This window comes from Methylorubrum populi, from assembly GCF_002355515.1.
Classification (GTDB): domain Bacteria; phylum Pseudomonadota; class Alphaproteobacteria; order Rhizobiales; family Beijerinckiaceae; genus Methylobacterium; species Methylobacterium populi_A.
Window position 1 is genome coordinate 602,190 of sequence record NZ_AP014809.1, and the last position, 17,048, is coordinate 619,237.

At 68.5% G+C, this 17,048-nt stretch carries 15 protein-coding genes; 10 read left to right on the forward strand and 5 right to left on the reverse strand.

From position 1 onward, the window contains the following. Positions 1-48: 48 nt before the first annotated feature. Positions 49-288: a DUF1674 domain-containing protein gene (locus MPPM_RS02715; RefSeq protein WP_096483712.1), complete on the reverse strand. Its 240-nt coding sequence runs from the start codon at positions 286-288 to the stop codon at positions 49-51. Between the two features lie 89 nt (positions 289-377). Between MPPM_RS02715 and MPPM_RS02720 the strand changes: the two genes are divergently transcribed. Further along, the gene (locus MPPM_RS02720) at positions 378-1,742 is read left to right on the forward strand and encodes an RsmB/NOP family class I SAM-dependent RNA methyltransferase (RefSeq protein WP_096483714.1); all 1,365 of its coding nucleotides are present in this window, start codon (positions 378-380) and stop codon (positions 1,740-1,742) included. Between the two features lie 76 nt (positions 1,743-1,818). Here MPPM_RS02720 and MPPM_RS28470 read toward each other — a convergent pair whose 3' ends face one another. Next, positions 1,819-1,983, reverse strand: a complete 165-nt coding sequence (locus MPPM_RS28470) for a hypothetical protein (RefSeq protein WP_173807867.1) — start codon at positions 1,981-1,983, stop codon at positions 1,819-1,821. A 303-nt stretch (positions 1,984-2,286) separates the two neighbouring features. Between MPPM_RS28470 and MPPM_RS02725 the strand changes: the two genes are divergently transcribed. Together MPPM_RS02725 and MPPM_RS02730 are read left to right on the forward strand one after the other, a co-directional pair. Then, on the forward strand, positions 2,287-3,360 hold the full coding sequence (locus tag MPPM_RS02725) for a hypothetical protein (RefSeq protein ID WP_173807868.1): 1,074 nt from the start codon (positions 2,287-2,289) through the stop codon (positions 3,358-3,360). A gap of 362 nt (positions 3,361-3,722) precedes the next feature. Beyond that, positions 3,723-4,916, forward strand: a complete 1,194-nt coding sequence (locus MPPM_RS02730; RefSeq protein ID WP_096483717.1) for an aminotransferase class I/II-fold pyridoxal phosphate-dependent enzyme — start codon at positions 3,723-3,725, stop codon at positions 4,914-4,916. 70 nt (positions 4,917-4,986) lie between these two features. Here the strand turns inward: MPPM_RS02730 and MPPM_RS02735 are convergent, their stop codons facing one another. Continuing rightward, on the reverse strand, positions 4,987-5,316 hold the full coding sequence (locus tag MPPM_RS02735) for a hypothetical protein (RefSeq protein ID WP_096483719.1): 330 nt from the start codon (positions 5,314-5,316) through the stop codon (positions 4,987-4,989). Between the two features lie 287 nt (positions 5,317-5,603). Between MPPM_RS02735 and fabD the strand changes: the two genes are divergently transcribed. The 5 genes from fabD to mltG all read left to right on the forward strand — a co-directional run bounded on the left by fabD (position 5,604) and on the right by mltG (position 10,829). Next, positions 5,604-6,536 (forward strand): ACP S-malonyltransferase, encoded by a 933-nt coding sequence (gene fabD / locus MPPM_RS02740; RefSeq protein ID WP_096483721.1) that lies wholly within the window; start codon positions 5,604-5,606, stop codon positions 6,534-6,536. 29 nt (positions 6,537-6,565) lie between these two features. After that, positions 6,566-7,306 carry a 3-oxoacyl-[acyl-carrier-protein] reductase gene (gene fabG, locus MPPM_RS02745; protein ID WP_096483724.1) on the forward strand — a complete coding sequence of 247 codons (741 nt, stop codon included), beginning with the start codon at positions 6,566-6,568 and terminating at the stop codon, positions 7,304-7,306. A gap of 261 nt (positions 7,307-7,567) precedes the next feature. Beyond that, complete coding sequence (locus MPPM_RS02750) at positions 7,568-7,804, forward strand: acyl carrier protein (RefSeq protein ID WP_003599981.1); 237 nt, start codon at positions 7,568-7,570, stop codon at positions 7,802-7,804. 124 nt (positions 7,805-7,928) lie between these two features. Further along, positions 7,929-9,191, forward strand: coding sequence for a beta-ketoacyl-ACP synthase II (fabF, locus tag MPPM_RS02755; RefSeq protein ID WP_096483727.1), 1,263 nt, complete (start codon positions 7,929-7,931; stop codon positions 9,189-9,191). A 228-nt stretch (positions 9,192-9,419) separates the two neighbouring features. Continuing rightward, positions 9,420-10,829 (forward strand): endolytic transglycosylase MltG, encoded by a 1,410-nt coding sequence (gene mltG, locus MPPM_RS02760; RefSeq protein WP_096483730.1) that lies wholly within the window; start codon positions 9,420-9,422, stop codon positions 10,827-10,829. Positions 10,830-11,081: 252 nt separating this feature from the next. Here mltG and MPPM_RS02765 read toward each other — a convergent pair whose 3' ends face one another. Further along, the gene (locus tag MPPM_RS02765; protein WP_096483732.1) at positions 11,082-11,825 is read right to left on the reverse strand and encodes an HAD family hydrolase; all 744 of its coding nucleotides are present in this window, start codon (positions 11,823-11,825) and stop codon (positions 11,082-11,084) included. After that, positions 11,809-14,205: a glycoside hydrolase family 65 protein gene (locus tag MPPM_RS02770; RefSeq protein ID WP_096483734.1), complete on the reverse strand. Its 2,397-nt coding sequence runs from the start codon at positions 14,203-14,205 to the stop codon at positions 11,809-11,811. Before MPPM_RS02770 ends, MPPM_RS02765 begins: the two co-directional genes overlap by 17 nt. 612 nt (positions 14,206-14,817) lie before the next feature. Here MPPM_RS02770 and MPPM_RS02775 point away from each other — a divergent pair. Both MPPM_RS02775 and MPPM_RS02780 read left to right on the forward strand, forming a co-directional pair. After that, positions 14,818-16,020: an acetate/propionate family kinase gene (locus MPPM_RS02775; RefSeq protein WP_096483736.1), complete on the forward strand. Its 1,203-nt coding sequence runs from the start codon at positions 14,818-14,820 to the stop codon at positions 16,018-16,020. Further along, positions 16,017-17,048 carry an HlyD family secretion protein gene (locus MPPM_RS02780; protein ID WP_096483738.1) on the forward strand — a complete coding sequence of 344 codons (1,032 nt, stop codon included), beginning with the start codon at positions 16,017-16,019 and terminating at the stop codon, positions 17,046-17,048. The genes MPPM_RS02775 and MPPM_RS02780 overlap by 4 nt, the downstream gene beginning before the upstream one ends.

The window sequence follows — 17,048 nt, forward strand, 5'->3', positions numbered from 1 at the left end:
GCGCGGGCTCGCCGATGAGCTGTCCGCTTGGGTCGGGTGAATACCCTATCAGAAGTCGCTGGCGAGGCCCTTCACCTCCCAATCCTCGTAGCGAACCGGCTCCAGGCCGCCACGTCCCAGCGTCTCGGGCCGTTCGGCGATCTTGGCCGCGCGGGCGTCGATGGCCGCGCGGCGCTCGGCCGCCTCCGCCAGCGCCCTCTGCGCCGCCGGGGTCAAGGCGCGCGTCTCCGTGTTCGTCCGGTCAACCTCTTCCCGCGTACCCGCCTGGGTCATGCCGATTTCCTTCATCGCTTGCATCCCTCGCCGACAGATGTGACTGCATCGGCTCCGGGGCGAGACCCCGTCGACCCCTTTTAGCTGAGAACGGCCTTTCCCGCGTGGCATCGACCTCCAACCGCCAAACGCCGCCCGCCTTCGACGCGACCGTACCGGGTCTCGCCGCGCGCCACGTCGCGCGCGAGGCTGTGGCGACCCTGCTCGGACCTGCCCGCGGCCTCGCCCTCGAAGATGCCCTTGCCCAGGCCGGCCGCGTCGCGCGGCTCGACGCCGGCGAGGCCGCGCTGGCCCGGGCGATCGCCACGGCGAGCTTCCGCCGGCTCGGCTTCATCAAGGCGGCGCTCGCCGCACGCCTGCGCGACGGCCTCCCGGTAGACCGGCCGCATCTCCTCGCCCTGCTGGTGACCGGCGCGGCGCAGATCCTCGATCTCGCGGTCGCCGACCACGCCGCGGTCGATCTCTCGGTACGCCTCGCCAAGGCGGACGCGCAACTCCAGCACCTCGCGCCCCTCGTCAACGCCGTGCTGCGCCGGATCGCTCGCCAGCGCGATGCGATCCGGGCGCAGGAGGGCGATCCGCTCGCGCACAATACGCCGGATTGGCTCGCCCGGCGCTGGCGGGCGACCTACGGCGAGGCGGAGGCGCAGCGCATCGCCGCCGCTCATCTGGAGGGCGCGGCGGTGGATCTCACCGTTCCGCGCGACCGCGAGACCTGGGCCGAGCGGCTCGGTGGCCTCTCCCTCGACCTGGGATCGATCCGTCTTGCCGAGGTGCGGGATTCGGTCGCCGAGCTTCCCGGCTATGCCGAGGGCGCGTGGTGGGTGCAGGACGCCGCCGCCGCCCTGCCGGTGCGGCTGCTCGCACCTGGCCCGGGCGAGCGCGTCGCCGACCTCTGCGCGGCGCCGGGCGGCAAGACGGCGCAGATCGCGGCGGCAGGCGCGACGGTGACCGCCGTCGATCGCTCGGCCGCGCGGCTGGAACGGCTCGGCCGCAATCTCGAGCGTCTCGGTCTCAGTGCCGAGGTGCGGGCGGCCGATGCCCTGGAACTGCCGGAGGATGCGCCCTTCGACGCGGTGCTGCTCGATGCCCCCTGCTCGGCGACCGGTACGATCCGCCGCCACCCCGACGTCGCCTGGACGAAGAGCGAGACGGACGTGATCCGCCTCGCCGGCCTCCAGCGCCGGCTCCTCGACAAGGCCGCGCGGCTGACGCGCCCGGGCGGACGCCTCGTCTACTGCACCTGCTCCCTGGAGTCCGAGGAGGGCGGCGGACAGATCGCGGATTTCCTGAACCGCAACCCTGATTTCGAACGGATCGCCGTCACCCCGGACCAGTTGGCCGGCCATGCCGAGTTGATCGATGCCGCCGGCGACCTGCGCACCCTGCCGAGCCATCTCGCCGGCGGCACCGGCCGGGCGGGCGGGCTCGACGGCTTCTTCGCGAGCGTGCTGCGGCAACGGGGGTGAAGCCGGGAGTGTCCGAGTTCCGGACCGGTGATCCTGCGCCCCTCGGCTCGCCGGCCCGGCGCCCGCAGCACGCCCCTCAGCAGCAATAGGCCTTCAGGCCGGCACCGGCTATGACGAAACCCGTCACGAGTGAGAGCCCGCCGGCCATCTCCAGCCGAGCGGTCCAATCCGGGTAACGCGGGGCCCGGCCGGCCAGCACGACGCTGCAGGACAAGCTCACGAGACTGAGCAGCGCAATCATCCATCCTCCCGGTCGAGCGACCGTCGCGGCGCCGCTCCAGCGGTCGCCGGGCCGTTTACGACGACGTTAACGCACGAGCCGTGCGGCGGGGCATCCCCGCTATCCCCGTTCTCCCCAGCTCGATCCGTCGGATACAAGGATAGCCGGCGACAAACCATGTCGGAGGCCTACCCGTTGCACAACTTATGTTGCGAAACGGTATTAACCATTCATTCAAGTGAGTAAACAAAGCCTTAGCAAGCCCGCTCAACTTGAGCTAAATATTTCTCACACAACGAACTGTCCTCCCGTTTCGGCGGCCCCATGACTTCCGTGTCCAGCTTCTGGGTGCGCTCTTCCGTCATGCTTGCAGGCGCAGCAAGCTTTCTCCTCGTCGGGACGGGGGCCGCCAGTGCCCACGTCAAATGGTTTTGTGTTTTCGATGTCGCCGGCCAGCCGCGCGGTCTCGAACAGGTGCTCTGCACCGACTTCGAATGGCTGACCGGTCTCGCCCTCGTCTGCCTGATGTTCGGCTGCCTGACCGAGGGCACGCCGCTCGGCACGTCGCTCCTCAACGCCCTCGACCGCGTCACGGCGCTGCTTCGGGTCAACAGCGTCCTGATCGTTCGGGCGGTGGTGGGGTTCTTTCTCGTCTCGCTGTGGAATCTCGGCGGGATCATCCTGACACCGGAGCTGAAGACGGACGTCGCCTGGATCCCGTGGCTGCAACTCGCCATGGCCGCCGGGCTTCTCTGGAAACGCACCCTTCCCCTCACCGCCGCCGGTATCGTGTTCCTGTTCGGCTTCGCCGTCTGGAACTACGGCGTCTTCCACCTCGCCGATTATCCGGTGTTCCTCGGCGTGGCTGCCTTCCTCGCGCTGACCGCCTTCGATCGCACCCTGTTCGGCCAGCGCCCCATCGACGTGGTGCGCATCGCCGCCGCGATCACCCTGATGTGGGCTTCCGTCGAGAAGTGGGCCTACCCCCACTGGACCGATCCGCTGATCGCCGCCAAGCCCGGCATGACGATGGGCGCCTCGCCGGAACTCTTCATGCAGGCCGCCGGCGTCATCGAGTTCACCCTGGCCTTCGCCCTGATCTGGACGCCCCTGGTGCGCCGCGCCTCGGCGATCATCCTGACGGCGGTCTTCGTCTCGGCCATCGTCGAGTTCGGCAAAGTCGACGCCATCGGCCACTCGGGCATCATCGCGGTCCTGATCGCGATCGCCGCCGACAACGCCCGGGTGCCCGCCACCCGCCGGGATGTGGTCCTGGCCCCGGTCTACTATGCCAGCGCCCTGATGCTGTTCCTCGGCGTCTACTACTTCGCCCACAGCACGCTCTACGGCGAAGGCTACGCCATCGGTGCGGGGTTGGGGGGCATGCCGGTGATCTGACCGGCCTCGCCTTCGAGTGACGCTTCCCGGGGATGCCTCGTGCACGAGGGGCATCCCCAAACCGATTGCCGGGCCAATGGCCGCGCCGTCGAAATGGGATCGCGGCAGACGAGCGCGACGCTCGAAACAGCGTGAGAAAGATCTGCGCGGCACTGCCTTCACGTTTCGATAAGTTTACCGAATCCAACCATCGATGATCTTGGTGTCGCGCACCAAGACGACGCTCCGTTCAACCTGCCGAAAGAAGCAATTCGTTAAATACGCGCTGATGCAATTTTCCTACACCGGCGCCGTTTAACGCGATGGCAAGCCGGCCGGACCGACAGTTCTGCCTGTAACGACGCGGCACCGGACGGGATGGCATGAGATATCGTGAGCAGACCGACGCGACGACCCAGCAGCCCGCGGAGGGCGTTCGCCGCCTCCCGAGCGCGCCGGCACTCGGCGACGATCACGCCCTGCGCGGCCTCGACTTCGCCTCGCAGGATTGCCTCGGCCTCTCCACCCATCCGGAGATCGTGGCCGCCGCCGCCGACGTCCTGCGCCGATTCGGCGTGCGCAGCGTGTGCGCCGCGGCCGAGGCCGGCGATCCCGGCCTCGCCGTCGCCCTGGAGCGTCGGATCGCCGACTTCCTCCAGATGGAGACGGCTTTGCTCTGCCCGACCGGCCGCGCCGCCGCCCGGACCGTGATCCGCGGCCTCGTGCGCCCGGCCGACCACGTGGTGATCGATGCCGCCATCCGCGGGGGCCTGCGGGACGATGCCGAGGCCGCAACCGACAACCTCCAGCCGTTCCGTCACCTCGATGCGGATCACTGCCGCGACCGTCTTCAGGCCATACGCGCCCGAGACGCGCGGAACGGTATCCTGGTCGTGACCGAGAGCCTGTCGCCGCTCGATTCCGGTACGCCGGACCTCGCCGCCCTGCGGGCGCTGTGCGACGAGTTCGGCGCGACGCTCCTCGTGGACGTGGCTCAGGACCTGGGCTGCCTCGGCGAGGACGGGCGCGGCCATCTCGGCCTTCAGGATATGCTCGGCAAGGCCGATCTGGTGATCGGTAGCTTCTCGAAGAGCTTTGCCTCGAACGGCGGCTTCGTGGCCGCCCGGACCCGGGCGGTGACGGCGTGCCTGCGGGCCGGCGAGACCGAGCAGGCGCTCTCGCCGATCCAGCTTGCGGTGATCCTCAAAGCCTTCGCCATCATCGGCGTGGCCGAGGGTTCCGAGCGCCGTGCCCGGCTGATGCGCAACGTCCTGAACCTGCGCACGGCGCTGCGCGAGCGCGCTCTGAGCGTTTGCGGCGAGCCCTGCACCTCGGTCTCCGTCGAGATCGGCTTCGGTGAGCGTGCCCGCTGCTTCACTCACCATCTGTCCGAGTTCGGCCTGCTGGCCGATCTCGCCGGCCTGGAGGAAACCGGGCGCCTGCGCCTGCACGTCACCGCCGGGCATTCCGATGCCGAGGTCGCGCGGGCTGCCGCCTGCGTCGCCGCCGCGCTGGACCGGGCGCAGGCCGACCTGTCACGCTCGGCCCGCCGGACGCGCCTGCGCGCCGCTGCCTGACCGACGCTCCGCTCGGACCGGTGCGAGCGTCGTCTTCCCGCCAGCGGTTATCGCCGCGCGGAACCGGGCACTAGAGAATCATCCCGCGGGCGTCCGCCTCCCTCTCGACGGCGTCGAGCAGGGCGCGGGAGGCGATCAGCCGTCGGTCGATCATCGGATCGGTGAGCCGGTCGATCCAGAGCGGCCACGTCGCCCGCGCCTCGAGGGTGCGGCCTTCGAGATCGCTGCGCACGGCGCGCAGATACGGAACCGCTCCGGGCCCGAGCCGGTCGAGAGTGAGACACAGGTCGCGGCGGAACTCCTGCGAGATCCGGGCGAGTCCGGCATGGGCGGATTCGTAGGCGCCGATCAGGGCATGGGCGTGCCCGACCGCCTCCTGGGGAAAGGTCGTGCGAAACATGGCGGGTTTCTCGCGAAGCCTGTCCAGTCAATGCGCGGAATCGTGCGGGGTTCTGCCGGCGGCGCCGGTAATCTACGGTCGAGCTTGGGTTTTTCGCCGATCTGATCTTGTGCAGCGCATTGTTGACAGGTGCCGCACGTGATGCGACTGCGCCGCACCTTAAACAGGGTCTCCCGACGATCCCGGTCAGCGGCAGTCCGTCTCGTGGCTGCGCGCGTGCGGCGTGACGGCGGGCGCGACCCCGATGCGCCGGGGCACCCGTCCCGGTGCCGAGGCGACGGGACGTCATGACGCGAGCCTTCATCTTTCCGGGACAGGGCAGCCAAGCGGTCGGTATGGGTAAGGCGCTGAGCGACGCCTTCCCGGCCGCCCGGCAGGTCTTCGAGGAGGTCGATGCGGCGCTCGGCCAGAACCTGTCGCGGCTGATGTTCGAGGGTCCCTCCGAGGAGCTCACGCTGACCGCCAACGCCCAGCCGGCGCTGATGGCGGCGAGCCTTGCGGTGCTGCGCACCCTGGAGGCCGAGCGCGGCCTCGATCTCGCCCGCGACGCCGCTTTCGTGGCCGGCCACTCTCTCGGCGAGTACTCGGCGCTCGCCGCCGCCGGCACCTTCTCGATCTCGGACACCGCCCGCCTGCTGCGCATCCGCGGCGAGGCGATGCAGCGGGCAGTGGCTCCCGGCGTCGGCGCCATGGCCGCCCTGCTCGGTCCGGACCTCGCGACCGCGCGCGATATCGCCGAAGAGGCGGCGCAGGGCACGGTCTGCGATGTCGCCAACGACAACGGCGCGGGCCAGGTCGTCCTCTCCGGTCACCGGGAGGCCGTCGAGCGGGCGATGGCACTGGCTCAGGGACGCAGCGTGCGTCGGGCGGTCCTTCTCAATGTCTCCGCCCCCTTCCACTGCGCCCTGATGGCACCGGCAGCGGAGGCGATGCGCGGCGCGCTGGCCGAAGTGACGATGAAGGCGCCGGTCGTTCCCGTTTACGCCAACGTCACCGCCGGCCCGCTCACCGAGCCGGACGCGATCCGCGACGCGCTGGTGACCCAGGTCACCGGAACCGTGCGCTGGGCCGAGAGCGTCGCCGCCATGGCGGAGGCCGGCGTCGATCGCTTCTTCGAACTCGGCGCCGGCAAGGTCCTGACCGGTCTCGTCAAGCGGATCGCACCGAGTGCCGCCGCCAGCGCGGTCGGCACGCCCGACGACGTCGCCGCCTACGCCTGACCTTTCTCCCAATCAGAAGAGCCGACAGCATGTTCGACCTCACCGGCCGCAAGGCCCTCGTCACCGGCGCAACCGGCGGGCTCGGCGGGGCGATCGCCCGGGCGCTCCATGCTCAGGGTGCGCATGTCGCTCTGTCCGGCACCCGCCGGGCGGTCCTCGATGAGGTAGCGGCGGAGCTCGGCGGCGAACGCGTGGCGGTGGTCGAGGCCAACCTCGCGGACAAGGACGCCGTCGAGGCCCTTCTGCCGGCTGCCGAATCGGCGCTCGGCGGGCTCGACATCCTGGTCAACAATGCCGGCATCACCCGCGACAACCTCTTCATGCGGATGAAGGACGAGGAGTGGGAGGCGGTTCTCAACGTCAATCTCACCGCCGCCTTCCGCCTGTCGCGCGCCGCGCTCAGAGGAATGATGAAGCGCCGCTACGGCCGCATCATCGGCATCGGTTCGGTGGTCGGCGCCACCGGAAATCCGGGACAGGGCAACTACGCGGCGGCCAAGGCCGGACTCGTCGGCATGACGAAGGCGCTGGCGGCCGAGGTTGCCACCCGCGGCATCACGGTCAACTGCATCGCGCCGGGCTTCATCGCGTCGGCGATGACCGACGCGCTGAACGAGAAGCAGCGCGAGACGATTCTGACCCGCGTTCCCGCGGGCCGGCTCGGCACCGCGGCCGAGATCGGCGCGGCGGCGGTCTATCTCGCCTCGGAAGAAGCGGGTTACGTGACGGGGCAGACGCTCCACGTCAACGGCGGCATGGCAATGTACTGAGACCGTCCACAAAGGGGTGTTCTGTCCGGAAAACCACGGCGATGAATGCTTTCTGAACCGCCCCTCGCCAGAGCGGAAACCCTGTGTTAACACCCGGCTCAGCCGTGCAGGGGAGTTGACGGTTCAGCGGGTTGCGGCTTTTCCAAACCACGCGCGATCGAACACCGGCCGTCCAGAAAAATCCCCGGAGCGGGAAGGCGGCCACGGCGCTTTCGTCAGAAGCACACACCATCACGATCGAGAAGACGAGGACCAACAACGATGAGCGATATCGCCGAGCGCGTGAAGAAGATCGTCGTCGAGCACCTGGGCGTCGAGCCTGAGAAGGTCACCGAGGCCTCCAACTTCATCGACGATCTCGGCGCCGACAGCCTCGACACCGTCGAGCTGGTGATGGCGTTCGAGGAGGAGTTCAACGTCGAGATCCCGGACGACGCGGCCGAGACCATCCAGACGGTCGGCGACGCGATCAAGTTCCTGGAGAAGAACTCCGCCTAAGGCGGTGTCCTCGCGCGGGCGGGGTCGACAAGGCCCCGCGCGCCACCATGTTTCGAAACCGTCATCGTCCCCCGGGACGAACAATGAGTCCTTCGCGGACTGAGCGGATCGTTGGGATCAGGCAATGCGTCGGGTGGTGATCACGGGTCTGGGGATGGTGTCGCCTCTGGGTGGCAACGTCGAGCATACCTGGAGCCGCCTCATCGCCGGTGACAGCGGTGCCTCCGCGGTCATCGCCTTCCAGACCGACGATCTCGCCTGCCGGATCGCCTGCACGTTGCCCTTCGGCGACGGCTCCAACGGCACCTTCAACCCCGACCAGTGGATGGAGGTGAAGGAGCAGCGCAAGGTCGATCCGTTCATCGTCTACGCCATGGCTGCCGCCGGCCAGGCGCTCGACGACGCCGATTGGCACCCGAAATCCGACGCGGATCAGGAGGCCACCGGCGTCCTGATCGGCTCCGGCATCGGCGGCATCGGCACGATCTACGATGCCTCCGTGACCCTGCACGAGAAGGGTCCGCGGCGCATCTCGCCCTTCTTCATTCCCGGCCGCATCATCAACCTCGCCTCCGGGCAGGTCTCGATCCAGCATGGGCTGAAGGGACCGAATCACGCGGTCGTCACCGCCTGCTCCACCGGTGCGCACGCCATCGGCGACGCCTCCCGTCTGATCGCGCTGGGCGACGCCGACGTCATGGTGGCGGGCGGCACGGAGGCGCCGGTCAACCGGCTGTCGCTGGCGGGCTTCGCCGCCTGCCGCGCGCTCTCCACCGGCTTCAACGACCAGCCGACCAAGGCGTCGCGTCCCTACGACCGCGACCGCGACGGGTTCGTCATGGGCGAAGGCGCCGGCATCGTCGTGCTCGAGGAGTACGAGCACGCCAAGGCGCGCGGCGCCAAGATCTACGCCGAGGTGATCGGCTACGGCCTGTCGGGCGACGCCTACCACATCACCTCGCCCGCCCCGGACGGCGACGGCGGCTACCGCTGCATGAAGGCCGCGGTGAAGCGCGCCGGGATCGACCCGTCCGAGATCGACTATATCAACGCCCACGGCACCTCGACGCCGCTCGGCGACGAGCTGGAGCTGAAGGCGGTCGAGCGGCTGCTCGGCGACGCCGCCTCCAAGGCGTCGATGTCCTCCACCAAGTCGGCGATCGGCCACCTGCTCGGCGCGGCCGGCGCCGTGGAGGCGATCTTCTCCGTGCTGGCGATCCGCGACGGCGTGATGCCGCCGACGCTGAACCTCGACAACCCGTCGGTCGAGACCGCCATCGACCTCGTGCCCCACGAGGCCAAGCGCAAGCGCGTCGATACGGTGCTCTCGAACTCCTTCGGCTTCGGCGGTACCAACGCCTCGCTGCTGATGCGCCGGGTCGGCTGACGAGCACGGTTCCTGCGACGGGACGCAGCGTGTGGCGGGCCGGCCGCAGGCAACGCCATTTCGCCACAAAACAGCTTACACTGCCTCGCAAAACGCCCGGCCCTCGGCTGGGCGGAGACTTTGTGAGAGACGCTCCAGGCTCGATCCTTCGAACGCTCGGCGACCGCCCGGCAACCGGGGAAAGACTTTCTGAGCGGGGCGCCGCAAAGGGCCACAGCAGGATTCCGGATGTTTCGCAGACGACAAGATCCGCCGTCTCCGCCGCCCGCTTCCGAGGAGCCGTCGCTGCCGAACCGGCCCTCGCCGCGTAGCCCGAGCGAGGCGATCAAGCCGACCGTCGCCCCTCCCCCGCCCGAGAAGCCCGAGCGCCGCCGCGGCGGACTGCTCGCCACCATCAGCGGGTTCCTGACGCTGGGCGTGGTGCTGGCGCTCGGTGCCCTCGTCGGCCTCACCCTGCTCAACCGCCAAGCGTCCGAGCCGGGGCCGCTCCCCGCCGACAAGGTCGTGGTGATTCCCAATCGCAGCGGCACCTCGGAAATCGCCAGCATTCTCGCCCGCGAGGGCGTGATCGAGCATCCGAGCCTGTTCGAGATGTCCGCCCGCTTCGGCGGCAGGGGGCCGCTCAAGCATGGCGAGTACATGTTCAAGGCTCATGCCAGCGTGAAGGACACGATCGAGACGCTGACCAACGGGCGTCAGGTCCAGCACGCCATCACCTTCCCCGAGGGTCTGACCTCGGAGCAGATCGTCGCCCGCCTCAACGACAACGACGTGCTGTCCGGCGAGATCGCCGAGACGCCGCCCGAGGGCTCGCTCCTGCCCGACACCTACAAGTTCGAGCGCGGCGCCACCCGCCAGCAGATCCTCAACCTGATGCGCGCCAAGCAGCGCGAGGTGCTGAACCAGATCTGGCAGCGCCGCAGCGCCGAGGTGCCGGTGAAGACGCCGGCCGAGATGGTGACGCTGGCCTCCATCGTCGAGAAGGAGACCGGCCGCGCCGACGAGCGGCCGCGGGTGGCCGGCGTGTTCGTCAACCGCCTGCAGAAGCGGATGAAGCTGCAATCCGATCCGACTATCGTCTACGGCCTCGTCGGCGGGCGCGGCACCCTCGGGCGCGGCATTCTGCGCTCGGAGATCGAGCGGCCGACCCCCTACAACACCTACGTGATCGAGGGCCTTCCGCCGGGGCCGATCGCCAATCCGGGCCGGGCGGCGCTGGAGGCGGTCGCCAATCCGTCGCGCACCAAGGACCTCTACTTCGTCGCCGATGGCACCGGCGGCCACGCCTTCGCCGATTCGCTGGAAGGTCACCAACGCAACGTGACCCGCTGGCGCCAGGTGGAGCGCGCCCGCCAGCAGTCGCAGCAGGCCGATCCCGCCGCCGTCGACAAGGTCGATCCGAACACCGCCGAGCCCAATGCGGGCCAGCCCTCCGGTCAGCCCGGCACCAATCCGGGCCGCGCCTCCGCCTACGCGCCGGGCTCGAACGTGGCGCTCGACGGCGCAGCCGCCGACGGCACGGGCGGAGCGCGTCCGAAGGCCTTCGACGCCTCCGAGGGCACGCGGCTCGATCCCCTGCGCAACAAGACCTACGATCTCGGCTCGCCGAAGACGGTCCCGGCCCTGCGCAACCCGTGACCTGCCCCCGCAAGGGCCGTCCCGGTGCGCCCGAATGGACGCTCCGGGAGCATCTGATTCCCTGTTGAATTGCCGCCCTCGGACCGCTTCCGGGCAATCGCCGAGGATGTTTCCGACCTCCGTCACGGCGATCTGCGAGCGGATGCCGAACTAGAGCATCATCCCGAAAGGTGGTTTGCAGCTTTCGGAAAAAGATGATGCAAAAACAGATCCCTGGCGCATCGTGCTGGATCCGATATCCAGCACGATGCGCTAGCGGTGCGGCTCCGCTCCGGATCGGGGGCGCAAGACGCCGCTCGGCACGGCACTCACATCGAGCTGATCGAGCGAGGTGAGAACGAGGTCGGCCCCGGCCGCCCGCAGCAGCGCCGCGTCGCCGAGCCGTGCGATGCCAAGTCCCGCCATGCCGCCGGCCTTCGCCGCACGGATTCCAGCCGGTGCATCCTCGACGACGAGGCAGCGGTTGGGAGACGCGCCCACGGCCGAGGCGGCGAGCAGGAACAGCGCCGGATCGGGTTTGCCGCGCGGGACGTCGCGGCCGCTCACGTCGGCATCGAACAGAGACAACAGCGTGCGGCGGTCGGGCAGGATCACGCGGGCCAGCATCGCGTCGGCGTTCTTCGAGGACGAGGCGAGAACCGTGCGCAGAGCCGCTTCTCTGAGCGCCACCGCGAGACGGATCGCGTCGGGAAACGCCTCGAAGCGATCCTGTTCGATCAGCCGGTCGATCACCGCCTGCTTCTTCCGCGCGAAGTCGGCGGCATGAGCGGCTGCCCCGGCCCCGCCGAGACGCTCGAGCGTCGCCCGGGCGCCCTCCAGCCGCCGCTTGCCCGCGACATGAGCCTGATAGAAGGCCGTGGTGAAATCTGACGGGTCGGCAAACTCGGCGAGCGCCTCGCGCCAAGCCTGCTCGTGAGGGGAATCGACCAGCACGCCGTCGACGTCGAAGATGACCGCCTGCAGCCTCTCCGGCACGGCCTCAGGACCCCGGTTCATGGCCGCCCCCGGGCGGCGGGCGGATCGCTCGCGTCGCCGAAGGCGCGGCCGATGACAGGCGGACGCAGTCTTCGGCATGCCATAGGGTCAGGTCCTCGCCCTCGATCAGTCGGTAGGTCGCTGCGACGTGGTCGAGTTCGACCCGGAGCACCCGTCCGCGGATCCGGAGCGTGAAGCTCATCCGGTTCCAGGTCGCGGGCAGGCAGGGTCGGAAGGAGATCCGCCCGCGGGTGTCGCGCAGCCCCGCGAAGCCGTAGACGAGCGCGAGCCATGTGCCGCCGATCGCGGCGATATGGGCGCCGTGCATCATGTTGCCGCCGATATCGGACAGGTCCATCGCCAGCGCGAAGTAGAAGTAGTGGATTGCCTTCTCGCGCAGCCCGATCTCGTTCGCGACGATGCTCTGAATGCAGACGGACAGCGACGAATCGTGGGTCGTGAGAGGATCGTAATACTCGAAGTTTCGTCGCTTTTCCTCGGTGGTAAAATGCTCGCTCAGCAGGAACATGGCCAGCACCATATCGGCCTGCTTGATCACCTGCGAACGATAGAGGTTCAGCGGATGATAGTGCAGCAGAAGCGGGTAGTGATCCTCCGGTGTGTTGGCGAAGTCCCATCGCTCCAGATCGAGGAAGGCATCGTCCTGTGGATGCACCTTCAGCCGCTCGTCGTAGGGCAGGTACATCCGCTCCGCCGCCTGATTCCAGGCTTCCGGCTCGTCCGGGTCGAGGCCCGTGCGGCGCAGGAGATTCGCGAAGCTTTCGGGATCGTCGCGCTCCAGCATCCGCACGACCTCCGCGGCGTAGCGCATGTTCTCCCGCGCCATCAGGTTCGTGTAGCAGTTGTTGTTGACGATCGCCGTGTATTCGTCCGGCCCGGTCACACCGTGGATGCAGAATCGCCCGCCCATACGGTCCGAGAAGAAGCCGAGGTCGCACCAGAGGCGGGCGGTCTCGACGAGGATCTCGGCGCCGTAGCGGTGCAGGAAATCCACGTCACCGCTGACTTCGACGTACTGGCGCAGGGCGAAGGCAATGTCGGCGTTGATGTGATACTGGGCCGTTCCCGCCGCGTAATAGGCGGAGGCCTCCCGCCCGTTGATCGTGCGCCAGGGAAACATCGCGCCGCGATGCCGGAGTTCGCGAGCCCGGTCGCGGGCGCTGTCGAGCATATCGTAGCGCACCTTGAGCAGACTGCGCGCCATTGGCGGGTTGGTGAAGATCAGGAACGGCAGGACGTAGATCTCGGTGTCCCAGAAATAGTGCCCTTCGTAGGTCCGCCCGGTCAGACCCCGAGCGGGGATCCCATGCCCCTCCGCCCGCTCGGAGGCCTGCATCAACTGGAACAGGTTCCAGCGGATCGCCTGTTGCAGCCTCACGTTACTGGCGTCACCGGCATCAACCTGCACGTCGGCGCGCTGCCAGAATCGGTCGACATCCGCGTGCTGGCGCGCGCGGATCGATGCGAAGCCTGTCTCCACCGCACGGTCGAGCGTCCATGCCACCTGGGAGCGGATCGGCTCGGGCGCCGTGTCGCCGGAATAGTGGTAGCTCAGGTATTTGTGGATGCGGATCGTCTGCCCGGGCGCGAGGGTCGCGCGGAACAGGATGCGGGCAAGATCGTCGTCGCAGGCCGCTTTGGTGGCGACCGGGCAATCGGCCGTCACCACGTGATCCATGCCGCAGCCGAGCGCCAGCCCTGAACTCGCGGTGCGATAGCTGAGGATGGCGCGCAGCGCCTCGGCCCGCGATCCGGTCGGGTGCAGGACCGGGCCGACGAACCCCTCCGCGAGACGCGGGTCGCTGGTGTCGGCGGCGAGCGGTTGGTCGTTCCGCAGTTCTGAGGCGATCACCACCTCCGCCTCGGCGTTCTCCGCCGTGAGCTCGTATTCGAGCGCGGCGAGATGGCGGTGGGCGAGAGAGACGAGGCGAACCGTCCGCAGACGCAGGCGCTTGCCCGCCGCAGTCATCCAGACCACGTCCCGGTTCAGGGTTCCGGTTCGAAAATCCAGGCTGCGCCGATAGGACAGGATCTCGGCCTCCACCAGGATGAAGGGCTCGTCGTCGACCGAGAGCGACATGACCGTCCCGTCGGGGCAGTTCAGGATGCTCTGTCCGACCGTGGGGAAGCCGTAGGCGCGCTCGCCGTACGAGATGGGGCGATGCTCGTAGAAGCCGTTGAGGTAGGTGCCCGCCTCTCGGACCGGTGTTCCCTCGTCGATAATCCCGCGGATCCCGAGATAGCCGTTCGACAGGGCGAACATCGTCTCCGCCTGCCCGGTGAAGTCCTGCACCAATTCCCGCACGTAGCGGACAGCCTCGATGGCCCACGGATTCGGAGGGAAGATATCGGTCGGTGGGTTCAGGCGCGGGCGAAGCATCGATCGTCCCTTCGTTCCGTCTCGGGGGATGCCGGCTCGACGGCGACGAAGGGCAGTGTCCCGTCACGGATCATCGGCAACGGGCGCCTTCCACCCGCCTAAAGAGGTTGGCCGTCACACCCACTACGGTATGGGAGCAGCGCCCGCGCACCCCGCGAGGATGCAACCTGAGCAGGGTCGATCCTGGCAACCAAGCCTAGCTTGAGCGCTCATGATCGATGACTTCATACAATCAACGCAACCATACGGTGTCAACCGGTGTTGACGTTCGGATGACACGAACATCTCTAACGAATTTGACGATACGATATCATTTGTTATGCTAAAATCTCCGGGGCTCTATCGAGATTTTTCAGCGATCTGCGTCTGAGAACCGATAATCATTTGCACGATCGGGGAAAATATTGAAATCCTTGGGCAGCTTCGATCGACACCGTCAAACTCGGCCGCGCAGGCTGCCGATGGATGGAGCAGATCCGATGGGGTTTCGCATCGCATCGATCCCGGAGGTCCGCGGCGGCCGGCTCTTGAGGCGCAATGCCGGGCCGGGGCGGGCGACGTTGACGGCATTGGCACCGGCGCTTCGAAAATCGGCTCCGGCGCGGGGCTGAGATGGGCGACAGCATCCTGGTCGTGAATGCGGGCAGCTCATCGATCAAGTTCAAGCTCTACCGCATCGACAACGCGGATCTCGCTCCCCTGCTGAGCGGAGGGATGAGCGGGATCGGCAGTTCGCCGGTGTTCACGGTGGAGGATGGAACGGGTGCCGTCGCGGTGACCCGCCGCTTCGAGGCGGCCGACGTCCCCGATGCCTCCGCCGCGCAGCACCATCTCGCCGACTGGTTCACTAACCATCGCCCCGGCGAACCGATCGTTGCGGTCGGACACCGGGTGGTCCATGGCGGACCGGATTTTTCGGAGCCGGTGCTGGTCGATGACGCGGTGCTGCGGACGCTCGAATCCTTCATCCCGCTGGCACCGCTGCACCAGCTCGGCAACCTCGATCCGATCCGGGTGCTTCGGCAGCGCCGCCCCGACCTGCCGCAGGTCGCTTGTTTCGACACCGCCTTCCACCGCGGCCATCCGGAGCTGTCCGACCGCTTCGCCCTGCCCCGCTTCCTCCATGACGAGGGCCTGCGGCGCTACGGGTTTCACGGGCTGTCCTACGAGTACGTCGCCGGGCGTTTGCGGGAGCTGTCGCCGGAGACGGCGGAGGGGCGCGTGGTCGTGGCGCATCTCGGTTCCGGCGCCTCGCTCTGCGCCCTGAAAGCGGGCCGGAGCGAGGAAACCACCATGAGCTTCACCGCCCTCGACGGTGTGCCCATGGGTACGCGCTGCGGCGCGCTCGATCCCGGCGCCGTGCTCCACCTCATCGAGCACAAGGGAATGACGCCGTCCGAGGTCGGGCACATGCTCTACCACGAGAGCGGATTGCTCGGCCTGTCCGGTCTCAGCAACGACGTGCGCACCCTGCTGGCGAGCGAACGGCCCGAGGCCGCCATGGCCGTCGCCTTCTTCTGCCGGCGGGTGGCGCAGGCGGCAGCGGCGCTGGCGGTGACGCTCGGCGGCCTCGACGCCTTCGTGTTCACCGCCGGGATCGGCGAGCACGCCCCCGAGATCCGGCGGCGCATCGTCGCCGATTTGGGCTGGGCGGGTTTGATCCTGAGCAATGACGCCAACCGCTCCGGCATCGCAAGACTCGATGAAGCGGGAAGCCGGGCGCAGATCTGGACCATCCCGACCGACGAGGAGCGCATGATCGCGAGACACACGTTGCGTCTGCTGGGCCGGACCGCGGCAGGAGCGACGTCATGAGGCGGCCAGCGCTCAACACGGGTGCGCGCGGGGGCCTTCTCGCGATCCTGCTCGTCACCGGCTTTGCCGTCGCCGCGCCCCCGCCCGCCCTGGCGCAATCACGCCTGAAGCAGTTGATCGACCGGCTGCGCGGGCAGCGGATGCCGGAGGGAATCGCCAAGTCGAACGGCCGCATCGAAGCGACGCAGGTCGATGTCGCGGCGAAATATGCGGGCCGGATCGCCAAGCTGCTCGTCAAGGAGGGCGACGAGGTCAGCGCGGGCCAGGTCGTCGCCACGATCTCCTCGCCCGAGACCGAGGCGCAGCTGCGCGGCGCACAGGCCCAGGTGCTGCGGGCCAAGAAGAGCCTCGCGGAGGCGGTGGCCCTGATCGCCCAGCGGAAGAGCGACCTCACCTTCGCCGAGGCCGACTTCAACCGCGGCAAGGAACTCGTCGGCAAGGGCTACCTGACCAAGCAGATCTTCGACCAGCGCAAGGCCAAGGCCGAGGCGGCCAAGGCAGGGCTCGAAGCCGCCCAGGCGCAGGAAGATCAGGCGAAGTTCGCGGTCGAGAGCGCCGAGGCCGACGTGCAGCGGCTCCAGGCCGTGCTGGTCGATCTCGTGCTGCGGGCCCCCCGCGACGGGCGGGTGCAGTACCGGCTGGCGCGGGAGGGCGAGGTGGTGGGCGCCGGCACCCGCATCCTGACGCTGCTCGACCTCGCCGACGTCTACATGACGATCTATCTGCCGGCCGCGCAGGCCGGGCCGCTGGCGCTCAACGACGACGCACGCATCGTCCTCGATCCCGTGCCGCAATACGTCATCCCGGCCACTATCAGCTTCGTCGCCGCCGACGCGCAGTTCACCCCCAAAAGCGTCGAGACCGAGGAGGAGCGGGAGAAGCTCACCTTCCGGATCAAGCTCCAGATCGATCCGAAGGTGCTGAAGAAGTACCATCAGCGGGTGAAGACGGGTGTGCGTGGAATGGGCTTCGTGCGCACCAAGGCCGACGTTCCATGGCCCGCCGACCTCGCCGTGAAGCTGCCGTGA

What these genes read in the sequence shown, in the direction of transcription:
- MPPM_RS02715 (WP_096483712.1), bottom strand. Translation starts at nt 288, where the DNA reads ATGAAGGAAATCGGCATGACCCAGGCGGGTACGCGGGAAGAGGTTGAC.
- MPPM_RS28470 (WP_173807867.1), bottom strand. Translation starts at nt 1,983, where the DNA reads ATGATTGCGCTGCTCAGTCTCGTGAGCTTGTCCTGCAGCGTCGTGCTG.
- MPPM_RS02725 (WP_173807868.1), top strand. Translation starts at nt 2,287, where the DNA reads ATGACTTCCGTGTCCAGCTTCTGGGTGCGCTCTTCCGTCATGCTTGCA.
- MPPM_RS02730 (WP_096483717.1), top strand. Translation starts at nt 3,723, where the DNA reads ATGAGATATCGTGAGCAGACCGACGCGACGACCCAGCAGCCCGCGGAG.
- MPPM_RS02735 (WP_096483719.1), bottom strand. Translation starts at nt 5,316, where the DNA reads ATGTTTCGCACGACCTTTCCCCAGGAGGCGGTCGGGCACGCCCATGCC.
- fabD (WP_096483721.1), top strand. Translation starts at nt 5,604, where the DNA reads ATGACGCGAGCCTTCATCTTTCCGGGACAGGGCAGCCAAGCGGTCGGT.
- fabG (WP_096483724.1), top strand. Translation starts at nt 6,566, where the DNA reads ATGTTCGACCTCACCGGCCGCAAGGCCCTCGTCACCGGCGCAACCGGC.
- MPPM_RS02750 (WP_003599981.1), top strand. Translation starts at nt 7,568, where the DNA reads ATGAGCGATATCGCCGAGCGCGTGAAGAAGATCGTCGTCGAGCACCTG.
- fabF (WP_096483727.1), top strand. Translation starts at nt 7,929, where the DNA reads ATGCGTCGGGTGGTGATCACGGGTCTGGGGATGGTGTCGCCTCTGGGT.
- mltG (WP_096483730.1), top strand. Translation starts at nt 9,420, where the DNA reads ATGTTTCGCAGACGACAAGATCCGCCGTCTCCGCCGCCCGCTTCCGAG.
- MPPM_RS02765 (WP_096483732.1), bottom strand. Translation starts at nt 11,825, where the DNA reads ATGAACCGGGGTCCTGAGGCCGTGCCGGAGAGGCTGCAGGCGGTCATC.
- MPPM_RS02770 (WP_096483734.1), bottom strand. Translation starts at nt 14,205, where the DNA reads ATGCTTCGCCCGCGCCTGAACCCACCGACCGATATCTTCCCTCCGAAT.
- MPPM_RS02775 (WP_096483736.1), top strand. Translation starts at nt 14,818, where the DNA reads ATGGGCGACAGCATCCTGGTCGTGAATGCGGGCAGCTCATCGATCAAG.
- MPPM_RS02780 (WP_096483738.1), top strand. Translation starts at nt 16,017, where the DNA reads ATGAGGCGGCCAGCGCTCAACACGGGTGCGCGCGGGGGCCTTCTCGCG.